Source organism: Aeromonas popoffii (genome assembly GCF_037818705.1).
Classification (GTDB): Bacteria; Pseudomonadota; Gammaproteobacteria; order Enterobacterales; family Aeromonadaceae; genus Aeromonas; species Aeromonas popoffii.
In genome coordinates, this window is the sequence record NZ_CP149129.1 from 1,158,388 (window position 1) to 1,172,940 (window position 14,553).

Sequence of the window (14,553 nt, forward strand, 5' to 3'; positions counted from 1 at the left end):
CGGTTATCAAAAAATTAAGGACATCCATGTTTTCCTTAGTCAAGCAAAGTGTCGCCGGGCTGCAAATCCTGTTTGTCGCCTTCGGTGCCATGGTTCTGGTGCCCCTGCTCACCGGACTGAACCCCTCCATGGCCCTGCTTGGCGCCGGTGTGGGAACCCTGTTGTTCCAGCTCTGCACTCGCCGCCAGGTGCCGATTTTCCTCGGTTCCAGCTTTGCCTTCATCGCCCCCATCATTTACGCCACCCAGACCTGGGGATTGCCATCCACTATGTTTGGCTTGATTGCCGCCGGTTTCATGTACTTCATCCTGGCCGCACTCATTCGCGTGCGGGGCATGGGCTTTGTGAACAAGTTGCTGCCGCCCGTGGTGATTGGCCCTGTGATCATGGTGATCGGCCTGTCGGTCGCTCAGGTTGCCTGCAACATGGCGATGGGCCGTGCCGGTGGAGAACAGGTGGTGCCTGCCACGACGGCGTTGGCGTTGGCGGGCATCTCGCTGGCGGTGACCCTGATTGCGGCCGTGTTCTGCAAGGGCTGGATCAAGCTCATCCCCATCCTGTGTGGTGTGATTGCAGGTTATGTCGCGGCCGTGCTGATGGGGCAGGTGAACTTCGATGGTCTGGTCAACACACCCTGGCTGGCGCTGCCTCACTTCGAAACCCCGGAGATCAACTGGGCCGCAGCGCTGTTCATGCTGCCGGTGGCCATCGCCCCCTGTATCGAACATATTGGCGGCGTGCTCGCCATCGGTGGCGTGACCGGGCAGGACTACACCAAGAACCCGGGTCTGCACCGTACCCTGGCAGGTGACGGCATTGGCGTCTGCTTTGCCGGTTTCATCGGTGGCCCACCCGTGACCACCTACGCCGAAGTGACCGGTGCCGTGATGATCACCCGCAACTTCAACCCTGTCACCATGACCTGGGCTGCCGTGTTTGCCATCATTCTGGCCTTCTTCGGCAAGTTCAATGCCCTGCTGACCTCCATCCCCATGCCGGTGATGGGCGGTATCATGCTGCTGCTGTTCGGCTCCATCGCAGCCATCGGTCTCAAGACGCTGGTGGAATCCAAGGTGGATCTGGGGCTGGCCCGTAACATCGCCATCGTGGCCGTGACCCTGACGGTCGGTGTCGGCGCGCTGGAGATGAAGATAGGTGACTTCGCCCTGGCCGGTGTCGGCCTGGCATCGGTTGCCGCCATACTGCTCAACCTGATCCTGCCTGCCAGCACCGAAGAGGGAGCCATGGAGAGCGCCAAGGACTAAGCAAAGGTTGCTGTCAGTCAAATAGTGAGGCCACCCCCGGGTGGCCTCACTCATTTCGACCGGTTTCTCGACGTCACTCGCACAAGGCCAGCACCCGCACCCACATGGCCCCGTCGCCTACCGGATGGCGTGCGAGCAGCGTCAGCTCACCGCTGCCCGGGTCTATGCGGTGCACGGCGAGTTGGTGGGAAGCTTGCCCGGCCGCCAGCAGATAGCGGCCGCTGTGATCGATGGCAAAGCCGCGAGGCATGGTCTCTGTCGGGAAGTGGGCCCGCAGGGTCAGGCTGCCATCCTGCGCAGCTATGCCAAACAGGGTCAGCAGGCTGCTGGCTCGTTCGCAGCTGTAAAGAAAACGGCCATCCGGTGTGACGTGCAGATCCGCCCCCCAGCGCTCTCCCTGATACCCCGCTGGCAGCATGTCCAGGCTCTGTTGCAGATGGATATGGCCATTGGCCTGCCTGTGGTAGCGGTTGATGGTGCAATCGAGCTCGTTCAGGCAGTAGATATCTCCATTGACGGGGTGCAGCGTCAGGTGCCTTGGCCCGGCACCGCTGACGGTATGCAGATCCCCCAGCGGATGGGGCGCCAGCCGCCCCTTGTCATTCAGGGTGAAGCGGCGGATGGCATCTTCCGTGAGACAGGCGACCAGAACATCCTGCTCGCCCTGCTCATCTGCGCCCAGCAGAGTAGCCGAGTGGGCGGCCTGCAAGCCATCTAGCTGCTGATGGGGTGCCTCTACCCGGCCACCGCTACCGATGGGGGAGACGGTGACATGGTTGAAGGCATAAGAAGCCGCCAGCAGGAAGCGGCCGCTGGCATCGATGGCGGTGTGCGAGGCACTGCCCGCCAGCGGCGCCGAGCCCTGTTCGCTGAGCCGGCCATCCATGTCAATCCGGTAGCAGATGACCGCAAAATCGGGCCGCACGGCGGCATAGAGCCAGCGCCTGTCGGGACTTATCACCAGCGGTTGTACCTGACCCGGCGTGCTCACCAGTTGCAAGAGTTGCATCTCTCCCGTGTCGGCCAGGGCAAACACATGGATCTGCTGGCTGCCGGGGCTGGCGACATAAACGACCTGCTGCATCTGATCTCTACTCCTTGTCATGGGTAACGGCAGGCCAATTTTATCTCCATCCTTCGGGTTTTTGCTTACTCTTTTGGCCAGCCCGGGCACTCTACCTGATGGGCCTTCAGGTGATAGCGCGCCATCTGCGGGTAGCGGAAGAAGCCCACTTCCCACGGTTTTTTCTGCAAAAACGCGGCGTGAACGGCTTCGAGGAGGGGATGATCCTGTGGGATCTGGTAGGCATCGGCGGTGATGATGGTGTCATTCCATTTGGTGGCCAAACCGGGCCCGCGAGTCGCTGGCGAAATGGCAGCGGCCGTCATGCGTGAGCCGTTGGGATTTGAAGGTCTCGGGGAAGGGGATGAAGAAGCGGTTAGCGTTATCCGAGGATAGAAAGAACCGCGCGTGGTGTGCGACTGTGACCGGTCCTGGGGGACCTGCACCCCTATCCGATTCTCGCCTCGCCATCACACAACCGCTAACCCGGTTCTGGCAGGTTGATCCCGGACCATAAAAAAGGCTCTGTCCCAATTACGTGTTGCATGGGGCGCCCCAGCGCCTCATGCAAACATGCTTTGATATTTACGCCTTTTCCGTAACGCTCCAGCATCCTGCGCCAACCCAGGTAGTTCTTCAGGTAGTGCGTCGCCACGCCATGGAACCGCTCCATCCACTCTTTCAACCGATGGTGATACCCGTTTACGTGCTGGATGTGATACGCACCGACCACCCGTTCGCCTTGACGATTGCGCACCACCTGATGGGTTACACCCTGTTCTTTGCTGAAACAGGCATACACACCCGCTCCATCGCTACACAGCACCGCATCCGGTGACACCAACGGCTTCAACACCGCGATGACCGTCTCGGCATCGATTCTCTCCAACTGGAAATCCGCATGGTGGCCTGCACGGTCTTGTACCACCATCACCGGGATGTAATCTGGCCCGGTTCCACGAGTTCGACCTTTACCACCGCGATGACGTGCCGGACGCGGCAGTCCCCGCTGCCCCTTGAACGATTCAAGGAAGAAGGTCTCATCAACCTCAACGATGCCCTCTTCCCGGGTGGCCTGATGGGTTGCCATCGCGCGCAAGAAGCGGTGACGCCAGAGGAACGCGGTGTTTTTGCTGACCCCACAGCGCCGCGCGGCTTGGCGGACAGTCAGTCCCTCGATGAGGGCTTGCGCGTAGTCTTCCCAGCACTGGGCTTTGCGCAACCGTGCCAGAGGAGTTTTAGTCAAAACGGTGCTGGTGCGCAGACACAGTTTGCAACGGTAGCGGCGCAGTCCCCGACTCCATCCCCAGGGTGCCAGCTGGGTGACATCAGCCTGACAATGTGGGCAGCCACTGCATGCCGGTAACTGAGTATTGAGCGAGGTAATGGTGTGGGGTGCAGTGAGCTCCTGCTGAGCAACACGGCGCTGGCGCAGGGTTAACTGGGGAAAAAGGGACAACAGGTGTTGAAAGGCTGGGGTATCCATGATGGTAGACCTCAAGGTGATGGCCTACTTCAAGATTAGCATTTCAACACGTAATTGGGACAGAGCCATAAAAAAGGCCCCGTCACGGGGCCTTGGGGAGTGGTTGTCGTCCGGCATCAGGCGGGCTGCTGGCCCGGCTGGGCATCGGAGTTGGGCTCGACCTTCAGCTCTTCACCCTTCATGTTCTTGATGTAGACATCCATCTGGTTGAACGCGATCTCGATGCCGTTCGCCTTGAACAGGGCGTCTATCTTGCGGTTCAACTCGTCCACCGTCGGGTTGCGATCGCTGAGCTCACTCACGAAGAAGCGCAGCTCATGTTCCAGGGTGCTGGGACCGAAGGTGAGGAAGTAGACGATGGGAGCCGGATCCTTCAGCACGCGGCTGTTCTCGTCGGCCGCCTGTTTGAGCAGGGTGCGGGTCAGCTCCAGATCCGAGCCGTAAGCCACCCCCACCCGTACGATTACCCGGGTGACTGTGTCACTCAGCGACCAGTTGATCAGTCGCTCGGTCATCAGCACCTTGTTGGGGATGATCACCTCTTTACGGTCGAAGTCGGTGATGGTGGTAGAGCGGATACGGATCTTGGAGACGGTGCCGGAGAAGGTACCAATGGTGACTGTGTCACCAATCCGCACCGGACGCTCGAACAGTATGATGATGCCGGAGATGAAGTTACCGATGATTTCACCCAAGCCAAAACCGATACCGACGGTCAGGCCTGCAGCCATCCATTGTAGTTTTTCCCACTGCATGCCGAGCATGGAGAGCGCCGTCAGGGTACCTATCCCGATTAGCAGATAGTTGAGCATGGTGGTAATGGCGTAGGCAGTGCCTTGGGCCAGGCTCAACTTGGAGAGCACCAGCACTTCCAGCAGACCAGGCAGGTTACGAGCCAGTGACCAGATTGCCCCCAGCATGAAGAGGGCGGTCAGCGCGTCGCTCAGGCTGATCGGGAAGAGCACGGCATTAGCGCCGGTCCCTTCACTGCGGTGCCACAGCACCATGCTGTCGAGGTAGGAGAAGACCGCCACCAGATCAGACCAGAGCCAGTAGAAGGCGACACCGAATACCAGCAGCAACACAGTGCGGGTCAAGCGCAGGGATTGCTGGCTGACTTCTTCCAGATCCATGGGCTGCTCTTCGATGGACTCGCCACCTTCTGCGTCTTCCACCGATCTGTGTTCACGCTTGGCGACCGCGCGGCGGTAGGCCAGGCGACGGGCCGCCAGCTCCAGACCACGCAGTGAGGTGCGATAGACCAGGCGCCAGATGATCAGCAGGTAGAAGGATTCCACCAGACGGCCAGTCAGTTTCAGCGCCGTGTAGTAGTAGCCCAGTCCGACCAGCACCATCAGTGCCACCGGCGCCAGCGCCAGGGCACCCGCCGTGATCGACTGTTGCATGCTGCCCTCGCCCTTGATAATGGCGCGAGAGATGGGGAACACCAGATAGGTGGTGAGGCCCAGCAGCAGCAGGGTCAGCGCCTGACCGATAACATCGTTGCCCAGCGACGAGGGCTCTACGACCGCCTTGGTAGAGAGCATGATGAGTGGCAGCAGCGGCAGCCACAGGTAGCGCATGCTGGTGCGCTTGGCCTGCAACACGGCCTTCGGAATGCGGAAGTGCGATTCGGCAATGCCACCCGGGCGCATGACCGTCAGATAGACGCTGAACACCAGATAACCGAGGGCGAGGTTGAGGGTGATCTGGAAAATCAGTTTGGGACTGAGCAGGCCACAGTAAGCGAGCCAAAGACCGGCCGCCAGTATGAACAGGCTACCCGGCAGGCGCTGCAGCACGGTATAGAGCAGAGCGCGCGGGGTATGCCACTGGCTGTCCTGGCGGAAGCGACCAAGGTCTTTGGTGATCTTCTTCTCGCGCTCAATCAGGGTCGGGCGCCGCCATACCAGCAGACCGCCGATCAGCAGCAGCGGAAAGGCCAGCAGGGAGACCCCCAGCAGCTTGGCCCGCCAGCTTTGCCAGTCCGGCTTCAGCACCCAGTCTGAGGCTTGCTTGTAGGCCAGGGCTGGCCAGTTGATGAACCACTTCATGTCGATGGGTTTGTTACTGCTGACCCAGAAGATGTGTTGCTGCAGGGTAAATTCGATGGAAGCGTAGATCCGTGCCAGCTGCTGCTGGGTCAGTTGCAGGCTGATGGCGTTGGTCAGCTGACTGTCGAGTTGACGGTTGAGCTGGTCGAGCAGGTTGATGCGGGTGTCGAGCAGGGTGGCGAGGCTGGCTCTGTCCTCTGCACTGACCGGCTCTCTGCTGTTGGCGATCAGGTTGTCCAGATATTGGTTTTTCTGAAACAGTTGATCACGTTGCTGACTCAGTTCGAACTGGGCCAGATGCAGGTCGGCGATCTGCTCTTCCAGATTCTTGACCAGAGTGGAAGGGGCCGACTCCAGCTGCTGGTAGAGCTGATAGAGGATGCGGGAGAGCAGCAGGTTGCCCTTGAGCATCTGTACCTGTTCGTTCAGGTTGCGCTCTGTCTGGGTGCCGCGTTCCAGCCAGCTCTTGGCTTGCAGGTTCTTCTGCACCAGTTTGTTGAGATTGGCGGTGGCGCTGACCAGTTGCTGGCTGAGCTGATGGTTGAGTTCCTGCTCTTTTTGTACCAGTGGGTTATCGTCGATGGCGACCAGTTCGCCGGTCTGTTCGGCCGTTTTTTCGGTATCGCCCAGACGTTTGGCACTGCTCTGTTCTTGCAGCAGTTGCAGCTTTCTCTCCTCGTTGGCGAGGCGGGCATTCTGGTAGTCCCGTTGCTTGACCGCCAGATCCTGCATGCTGGTGCGGTTATCCAGCTGTTGTTGCAGGTTGGCAAGTTGCAGCTCCAGCAAGGCCAGTTCCGCGCCCAGCTTCATCTTCTCTGCGCTGCTCACCCCGTCACCTGCGTTGAGGCGGGTACGGATCTTCTGGCTGTCCTGGTAAGCGCGGCTCATGTTGGCCTGTGCGCGCTCCGGCAGGGTCTGCAGGCTGGTCAGCTGGCTGCTGATGGTGCCGAGGGCCTCCTGGGCATTCTGCATGTTGGCCACGACATCTGGCTGGCGACTCTCCAGCTCGCTCAGGCTCATACGGGCGTATTCGCTCGTGATCTGCTCATCGCTCTTGTTCTGGGCCAGGGCATCGAGTTTGGCGCTGATATCCCTGAGCTCACCGGGCAGCGCGCGAATGCGTTGGGCCTGGCTCTTGGCCTTGGCCTGCTCCTTCTCGATGCTGTCGAGCAGGCTGAGGGTCTCGGTCAGAAACTTCTGGTCTGTCTGTTGGCTGACGGTGAGGGTATCTGACTTGCCGATGGCATCGAGCGCACGCTGTACGCTGGCCCGTTGGGGCAGGTCTTGCGCCATGGCCTGCGGTACGCAGAGGCTGATGAATAAGCAGAGCAGCGGCAACAGGGTGGCCGAGGCTCTTTTAAAACGTGTTGAGAGCATAAAACTTCCGGGTTATTACGCGATATTTGGGACATTTCCCATTTGAATTCAATCCGCGTGGATTCTAACACCGGGCTTGCACGGTAAGCAGGGGGACAGATAAAAAAAACGGCGCCCGCAGGCGCCGTTTCATCGGTTCAGTACGAATTAGAGTACGTGAACGGAGGCGGTGTTGGTGGTGCCGCTCGGTACCAGGGCACCGGAGACCATGACAACCACGTCACCCTTCAGACCCATGCCGCTGGCCAGTGCCGCTTCTTTACCGATGTGATAGAAATCGTCGGTAGAGGCGATGCTGTCAACCACGTGAGCAACCACACCCTTGGTCAGAACCAGCTGGGCAGCGGTCTTCTTGTTGGTGGTGATGGCCAGGATCCAGGCTTGCGGGAAGTACTTACGAATGGCCTTGGCAGACTTGCCGCCTTCGGTGGCAACCACGATCAGCGGGGCATCCAGCTTCTCGGAGGTCTCGACCGCGCCTTTACATACGGCTTCGGTGATGCGCAGCTTGTTGCTGTCATTGGCAGCAGACAGGTTGGACGGCATCACGGCGTCGGTACGCTCGCAGATGGTGGCCATGATGGTCACGGCTTCCAGCGGGTACTTGCCCTTGGCGGACTCACCGGACAGCATGACTGCGTCGGTACCGTCCAGGATGGCGTTGGCTACGTCGCCTGCTTCAGCGCGGGTCGGACGCGGGTTCTTGATCATGGAATCCAGCATCTGGGTGGCGGTGATGACCACTTTACGTGCCTTGTTGCACTTGGTGATGATCATCTTCTGGGCGAAGATCACTTCTTCAACCGGAATTTCCACGCCCATGTCGCCACGCGCAACCATGATGCCGTCGGAGACCGCCAGGATCTCGTCGAAGTTATCCAGGCCTTCCTGGTTTTCGATCTTGGAGATGATCTGGATGTTCTCGCCACCGTGGGCTTTCAGGTGCTCACGGATTTCCAGCACGTCTTCTTTCTTGCGAATGAAGGACGCCGCAACGAAATCAACGCCTTGCTCGCAACCGAAGATGAGGTCGCGCTTGTCTTTCTCGGCCAGGGCCGGCAGCTTGATGGAGACGCCCGGCAGGTTGATGCCCTTGTTCTCGCCCAGATCACCGTTGTTCAGCACTTTACAGATGACTTCACGCTCGGTGATTTCGATCACGTCCAGGCCGATCAGGCCGTCATCCACCAGGATGCGGTTGCCGACGCGCAGGTCGTTGGCGAAACCGGCATAGGTCACGGCCACTTTGTCTTTGTTGCCAACCACGGTCTGGTCGGTGGTGAAGGTGAACGTCTGGCCAGCGACCAGGGCAACGTCGTTGCCGCCTTCCAGTTTGATGGTACGGATTTCCGGACCCTTGGTGTCGAGCAGGATGGCTGCATGCTTGCCGGTTTCGGCCATGACAGCGCGCAGGTTGCTGATACGACCGCCGTGCTCGGCGTAGTCGCCGTGGGAGAAGTTCAGGCGCATGACGTTCATGCCAGCATCCAGCATTTTAGCCAGCATTTCTTTAGATTCGGTCTTGGGGCCGATGGTGCAGACGATTTTGGTCTTTTTCATGTCAGTCTTCATGGTTAAGGAGTTTCCGCCGTGCAATATACACCAGTTTTTGGATACTTTTTATGATCCAGAAACAACGTTTTGACCAGATAACGTTTTCTTTTCAAGGATAACGTTTTCCTCCCGGCTACTTTTTAGGGCATAAATTAACTGGTTCGCGCAGATTTGGCATAAATGTTGCCATATGTATCCAGGTGCCGGCCCGCCTCATCAGATGTGGTAAAATGACGATCCCATCCTGTCATCAAGCCGTCATCAGTCCCGACAAGAATAGACCCGGTGACGGCACATGAGAGCCCCAAGATGACGCCCTATCTGTTGATACTTTCCCTCGCCCTGCTGGTCATACAGGCACTGCCTGCCGCCTGCTGGCCGGACGATCCTGCCCCCCGGGCTGCCAGTGCCCTTGAGCTTATCGAATTGAAGCAGATGCTGGCCGCCAGCGAACCCGGCCTCTCCCGTGACGCCTGGCGGCAATTGCGCCAGGACAGCCTGCTCGGCTGGCAACAAAGGCCGCACTGAACGGGGGCTGTTAACAAGAGAAGGGAGGCCAAGCCTCCCTCTTGTTATCCTGTTTTCAACGGCGCCTTGCTCAGTTGATCTTGCCCATCTCGATGGCGAAGCTGGTGGCCAGCTGGGCAAACTTGAGGGCGTGGCCGGCGGAGGCGTCCGAATTTTTCAGGGTATCCTGCGCGGTGTGGATATTGGGGTTGTAGTCATTGAAGCGCGACTCGAACGGCATGGCGGCGGGATAGCCCTGATTGTGCCAGGAGGCGTGATCCGAGCAGCCGTAGCCGCAGCTGTCGTAGCCATAGCTGATTTGCGGCAGGTAGGCATCGAGCAACTGGGCGAGATAGCCAGTCAGGCCCTTGTCCGTGTAATCGGTCATGAAGACGATGTCCTCGGCCGAACCCTGGTAGTTGGTCATGTCCAGTTGCAGCGCGGCCAGTACCTTGGTGTTGGCTGCCTTGTAGCGGCTGGCGATGTCCTTGGATCCGCGCAAGCCCACCTCTTCTGCCGCATAGCCGATAAATTGCAGGGTGCGTTCCGGCTGGCGCCCCTGCTCGGCAATGACTCTCAACACTTCGGTCAGCGTGGCGATGCCGGAGGCGTCATCGTCGGCGCCGGGGGCCAGGGTGCTGCTGTTGGGGGCCGAGCCTGCGGTCGAGTCGAGATGACCGCCAATCACCACCACTTCATCCGGATAGCGACTGCCCTTGAGGGTCAGCACCACGGATTGCTGCGGGTAGCCGCTGTGCTTGACCCGGCTGACGCTGGCCCAGGGCAGGGGGGCGCTCAGGCTTTGCCACTGGCTGGCCACCCAGTCGGCGGATTGCACCCCTGTGGTGGTGGTGTAGTAGCGGTTGCGCCAGCTGGCGAGCTTGCTGATGGTGCCGACAATGTTGCCCTGATCCAGATAGGGCAGCAGTCGGTTGACACTGGCACTCTGGGTCAGCGGCGGCGGGCTGAACAGGTTTTGTGTGAGGGGCTGGGCCATGCTCTGCAGGGCGTCGGCCAGGGTGCTGTGCACCACATAGCCACCGCAGCGCTGATGACCTTCGTGCATCAGGTGGGAGAGGGTGCCGAGCTCGCTCGCCTCGATCTGCGCCAGCTGGACGGGGGCGCCGCTGGCACTGAACAGGGGGGCCAGTTTGGCCTTGACTTGCTTGAGTTCGACGCCGCTGTCGGCACCGATCGTGATCCAGACGGGGTCGGCGGCCTGCACGGCGAGGGGCAGCAGGGGGAGCAAGAGGGCGGTCAGCAAGGGTTTCATATCGGATCCTTCCGGGTTGAGTGACAGGTGAATATCATAAATGGGTGTCATAAGACGACCAACTCAGTCTAGTCAGGGGATCGCACGCCGGATCTGCCCATCTGGCGGGCTTCCCCATCCGGTGGGGGTCGCTGCAGGATCTGCTGTTTAGCTGGGGGGAGAGCGGGGTTGGTCAGTGCTTTGTGCTGATGAGAGGGGGAGTGGCAGTCTGGTCGCCGTGCCGTGGTCATTGTGTCCCGGCTGGGGAGCTGACGCAGGGACCCAAAGTGTGCCATGTCGGCCATGTTGTGCCGGGATGGCCGGATTGATCAGGCCGGCCCGGGCGATGGCCTAACCAGGCTCGCTGCCGTTGGGGGCGGCCACAAGCACCAAGGCGACCCTCAGGTCGCCTTGGTGCAGAGACGCGGGCATTTATTGGCCCTTGGCAATCCCCTCGCGCCTCGGATCGGCGGCGCCGAACCAGCCGCCAGCATTGCGTTCGACCCCCTGCAGGCCCGAGGTCTGCTCGCTGAGTACCACTTCGTGGCCTCTCGCTCTCAATCCCTCTACCACACTCTCCGGTGTGCGTCCCGCTTCCAGCTCGGTGGGGCCGTTGCGGCTGCCGAAGTTGGGCAGGTTAATGGCTTGTTGCAGGTTCAGCCCCCAATCCTGGGTGCCGAGCAGCGTCTTGCCCACGTAGTTGATGATGGCGGAGCCCCCCGGGGAGCCCAGGCTCATTTCGAGCTCGCCACTGTGCTTGTCAAACACCAGCACGGGGGACATGGAGGATCGCGGCCGTTTGCCGGGCGCCACCCGGTTCGCCACCGGCAGACCGGCGGCATCCACCGAGGTGAAGGAAAAATCGGTGAGCTGGTTGTTGAGCAGGTAGCCGTTGACCATCAGCCGCGAACCGAAGCCATCCTCGATGGAACTGGTCATGGAGACCGCCATGCCGGTCTTGTCGACGATGGAGACGTGGCTGGTGGAGGGGAGCTCAGGGGTCGCATCCTTGCCGCGGGCCAGTGCCAGCGGCGGCGTACCGGGTTGTGCGACCCCCATGGATTGCTCACCGATAAGCTTGCCCCGCTCGGCCAGATAACCCTTGTCCAGCAGCCCCTTCACCGGCACGCTGACAAAATCGCTGTCCGCCACGTACTGGTTGCGATCGGCGAAGGCAAGGCGCGCCGCCTCGCTGTAGAGGTGAATGGCATCGCTTGAGGCGGCCAGCCCCCCCTCAGGCGTCGCCACAGGCTTGAGGGCCGCCATGTTGCGGCTCTCCAGCATGCCGAAGATCTGGCCCAGCGCTATCGTGCCGGAGGAGGGGGTCGGGAAGCCGCAGATCTGGCTCTGACGATAGTCAAAGCAGAGGCCGTCCCGCAGCTTGGCACGATAGCTGGCCAGATCGGCCGCCGCCAGCACGCCCGGGTTGGTGGGATGCTGGCGCACCTTGGTCACCATGGCTTCCGCCAGGGGTCCCTGATAGAAGGCATCCGCCCCCTGTGTGGCCAGAATCTTCAATACCTGGGCCAGCGCCGGGTTGGTGAGCGTACTGCCGGCAGGCCTTGGCGTGCCATCCGGCAGATAGAAGTAGGCGCGGGCATCCGGGTCTTTGGCGAGATAGGGGTCTTTTGCCAGCAGAGTGGCGAGGCGAGGGCTGATCACAAAGCCCTGCTCAGCCAGGGTGATAGCGGGCTCGAACAGCGTGGCCCAGGGCAGCTTGCCATAGCGCTGATGGGCCAGCGCCAGTGCCCGCACCGTGCCCGGCGCACCGACAGAGCGGCCACCCACCACGCCGTCGTAGAAGGCCATGGGCTTGCCATCCTTCATGAACAGCTGATCCGTGGCGGCGGCGGGTGCAGTTTCGCGACCATCCACCGCCACGACCTGGCTGCCATCCCACACCAGCAGCAGGGAGCCACCGCCGATACCGGAGGATTGCGGCTCCACCAGAGTCAGTACCAGTTGCACCGCGATGGCGGCGTCCACGGCGCTGCCACCCGCCTGGATGATCTGGTAGCCCGCATCCACCGCCAGCGGGTTGGCGGCCGCCACCATGAAGTCATTGCCCTGCCAGCCCTGTTTGTCGGTCCAGCCGCTGGCGGCTTCCGGGGCGATCAGGGTTTGGGGAGGCGGGGCATAGTGAAAGCCTTTGTCACTGGCACAACCGGCCAGCAGGGCGAGGGCAACGGCGAGGCCCAGGGGTTTGAGCAACATGACACTCTCCTTGTCTGTTTTATGAGCGCGAAGGGGGACTATGTCACGATTGGCGCTGGTTGCTCAAGTTATTGAACAGGATCAATACCTTACTCATCTATCAATAGAGGTTACCCACAGTAGAAACAAAAAAACTGCCCGAAGGCAGTTTTTACAATGTTCATGGCAGTTGCCAGTGACCCATGCAAGCGAGCTTAGATGGACTGCTCTTCGCCACCCAGGGCGGCAAACAGCGCCGGGATGAACTGGGCCAGTTCGGCGGTCACCAGGGCGAAATCCGCATCCAGACGGGCGGCGGGATCTTCGCTGGTGACGTCGTCGTTCTGCTCGCGCAGCTCTTCGCTGAATTTCAGGCGCTTGATGGAGAGGTCGTCCCCCAGCACGAAGCTCAGGGTCTCGCCCCAGTTGAGGGCCAGCTTGGTCACCAGCTTGTCATTGGCCAGATGGTTCTTGATTTCATCCGTCATCAGATCCTGCTGCTTGCAGCGAATGATGCCGCCGTGTTCCATGGCACTGCGCAGCTCGGCTTCATCTTCCAGCGCGAAGGCGGCGGGCAGATTGCCCTCGCTCAGCCACTCGGTCATGGTGATCTCGGGCGGGTTCTTGAGGGCCACCGGCACCACCGGCAGGGTACCGATGCTTTTGCGCAGCAGCGCCAGCAGATCGTCCGCCTTCTTGGCGGAGCCTGCGTCCACCACCATCAGATTGTCGGCCGGATTGATCCAGGCGAAGGTCTGGCTGGTACGACTGAAGGCACGGGGCAGCAGGGTGTGGAGTATCTCCTCCTTCAGCGCTTCCTTCTCTTTCTTTTTGAGGGCGCGGCCCTGCTCGAATTCGATCGCTTCTACCTTCTCCGCCAGCATCTCCTTGACCACGGAACCTGGCAGCATCTTCTCTTCCTTGCGGGCGCAGAGCAGGATGTGGCCGGAGGCGGAGTGGGTCAGGGTCGAGCCGAATTTGCCAAGGGGCTTGACCCAACCGAACCGGGAGATGTCCTGACTGCCACAAGGGGTGAAGGCGCAGGCCTCGAGCTGGGTTTCCAGCTGATCCACTGTCAGGTCAAAGGGGCGGGTAAAGCGATAAATCTGCAGGTTTTTAAACCACATGGCGTCCTCGGTCTCATAGATTGTCCGGCGGGCATTGTACTAGAGAGGCGCTTTGTGATCAGCCAATCATTCTCGCTAAATAAAGGGCGATCGAGTTCACAGGGAGTCATATTCGCCCCAATTCTGTCATCAAACTCTCCTAGACTGCGAGTGTTCAGATTGTTAACAAGGATGCAAATATGTTGAGGCCGAGTCGGTCCGAGGACATGGATGAGATCGTTGAAATCTGGTTGCTGGCCTCCCTGCAGGCCCACGATTTCGTTGATGCCTCCTGCTGGTGGCAGGCCCAGGAAGATCTGCGCACCCGTTATCTCGACCGGGCCCGTATCTGGGTCTTCGAGGAGCGCGGCGAGCTGCTCGGCTTCATGGCACTGGCGGATGATTACCTCGCGGCCTTGTTCGTGCGCCCTGACCGCCAGGGGCGCGGCGTCGGCCACGCCCTGTTGCAGGAGGCCAAGTTACAGGGGGCCAGGCTGCATGCGCGGGTGTTTGTGGAGAACGAACAGGCGGTGCGCTTCTACCGCCGCCGAGGCTTCGTGATAGAGCGGGAGGAGTTTGATCCCCTCACCGGCCATCCCCAGTACAAGATGTGCTGCGAGTCCGCCTGATCTGACGCCACCGGCCTGTTTTGCTTGAAAAAAGGGTGGCGTATCCTCATCTTGTCTCCATTGGGTG

Annotated in this window: 11 protein-coding genes; 3 read left to right on the forward strand and 8 right to left on the reverse strand. The window is 60.5% G+C overall.

Annotated elements, in window-relative coordinates; all coding sequences use genetic code 11:
* Window positions 1-26 precede the first annotated feature (26 nt).
* On the forward strand, window positions 27-1,265 hold the full coding sequence (locus WJM78_RS05595; protein ID WP_212514384.1) for a uracil-xanthine permease family protein: 1,239 nt from the start codon (window positions 27-29) through the stop codon (window positions 1,263-1,265).
* A 73-nt stretch (window positions 1,266-1,338) separates the two neighbouring features.
* On the opposite strand, the gene WJM78_RS05600 is transcribed toward WJM78_RS05595, so the two are convergent.
* The 5 genes from WJM78_RS05600 to pykF all read right to left on the reverse strand — a co-directional run bounded on the left by WJM78_RS05600 (window position 1,339) and on the right by pykF (window position 8,805).
* Window positions 1,339-2,349: a beta-propeller fold lactonase family protein gene (locus WJM78_RS05600; protein WP_339014328.1), complete on the reverse strand. Its 1,011-nt coding sequence runs from the start codon at window positions 2,347-2,349 to the stop codon at window positions 1,339-1,341.
* A gap of 65 nt (window positions 2,350-2,414) precedes the next feature.
* A complete protein-coding gene (locus WJM78_RS05605; protein WP_339014330.1) occupies window positions 2,415-2,654 on the reverse strand; it encodes a hypothetical protein in 240 nt (79 codons plus the stop codon).
* Window positions 2,655-2,809: 155 nt separating this feature from the next.
* Window positions 2,810-3,814 (reverse strand): IS1595 family transposase, encoded by a 1,005-nt coding sequence (locus WJM78_RS05610; RefSeq protein ID WP_339014332.1) that lies wholly within the window; start codon window positions 3,812-3,814, stop codon window positions 2,810-2,812.
* Window positions 3,815-3,930: 116 nt separating this feature from the next.
* Complete coding sequence (gene mscK / locus WJM78_RS05615) at window positions 3,931-7,245, reverse strand: mechanosensitive channel MscK (RefSeq protein ID WP_339014334.1); 3,315 nt, start codon at window positions 7,243-7,245, stop codon at window positions 3,931-3,933.
* 147 nt (window positions 7,246-7,392) lie between these two features.
* Window positions 7,393-8,805, reverse strand: coding sequence for a pyruvate kinase PykF (pykF, locus tag WJM78_RS05620; protein WP_042035179.1), 1,413 nt, complete (start codon window positions 8,803-8,805; stop codon window positions 7,393-7,395).
* 303 nt (window positions 8,806-9,108) lie between these two features.
* On the opposite strand from pykF, the gene WJM78_RS05625 reads away from it, so the two are divergent.
* Window positions 9,109-9,327, forward strand: coding sequence for a hypothetical protein (locus tag WJM78_RS05625; RefSeq protein ID WP_339014335.1), 219 nt, complete (start codon window positions 9,109-9,111; stop codon window positions 9,325-9,327).
* Window positions 9,328-9,397: 70 nt separating this feature from the next.
* Here the strand turns inward: WJM78_RS05625 and WJM78_RS05630 are convergent, their stop codons facing one another.
* The 3 genes from WJM78_RS05630 to rdgC form a co-directional block, all read right to left on the reverse strand.
* The gene (locus WJM78_RS05630) at window positions 9,398-10,579 is read right to left on the reverse strand and encodes a M28 family metallopeptidase (protein WP_339014337.1); all 1,182 of its coding nucleotides are present in this window, start codon (window positions 10,577-10,579) and stop codon (window positions 9,398-9,400) included.
* 411 nt (window positions 10,580-10,990) lie between these two features.
* Window positions 10,991-12,772: a gamma-glutamyltransferase gene (gene ggt, locus WJM78_RS05635; RefSeq protein ID WP_339014339.1), complete on the reverse strand. Its 1,782-nt coding sequence runs from the start codon at window positions 12,770-12,772 to the stop codon at window positions 10,991-10,993.
* 194 nt (window positions 12,773-12,966) lie between these two features.
* Window positions 12,967-13,878: a recombination-associated protein RdgC gene (gene rdgC, locus WJM78_RS05640; RefSeq protein ID WP_212514362.1), complete on the reverse strand. Its 912-nt coding sequence runs from the start codon at window positions 13,876-13,878 to the stop codon at window positions 12,967-12,969.
* A gap of 179 nt (window positions 13,879-14,057) precedes the next feature.
* Between rdgC and WJM78_RS05645 the strand changes: the two genes are divergently transcribed.
* Complete coding sequence (locus WJM78_RS05645) at window positions 14,058-14,486, forward strand: GNAT family N-acetyltransferase (protein WP_042036331.1); 429 nt, start codon at window positions 14,058-14,060, stop codon at window positions 14,484-14,486.
* Window positions 14,487-14,553 lie beyond the last annotated feature (67 nt).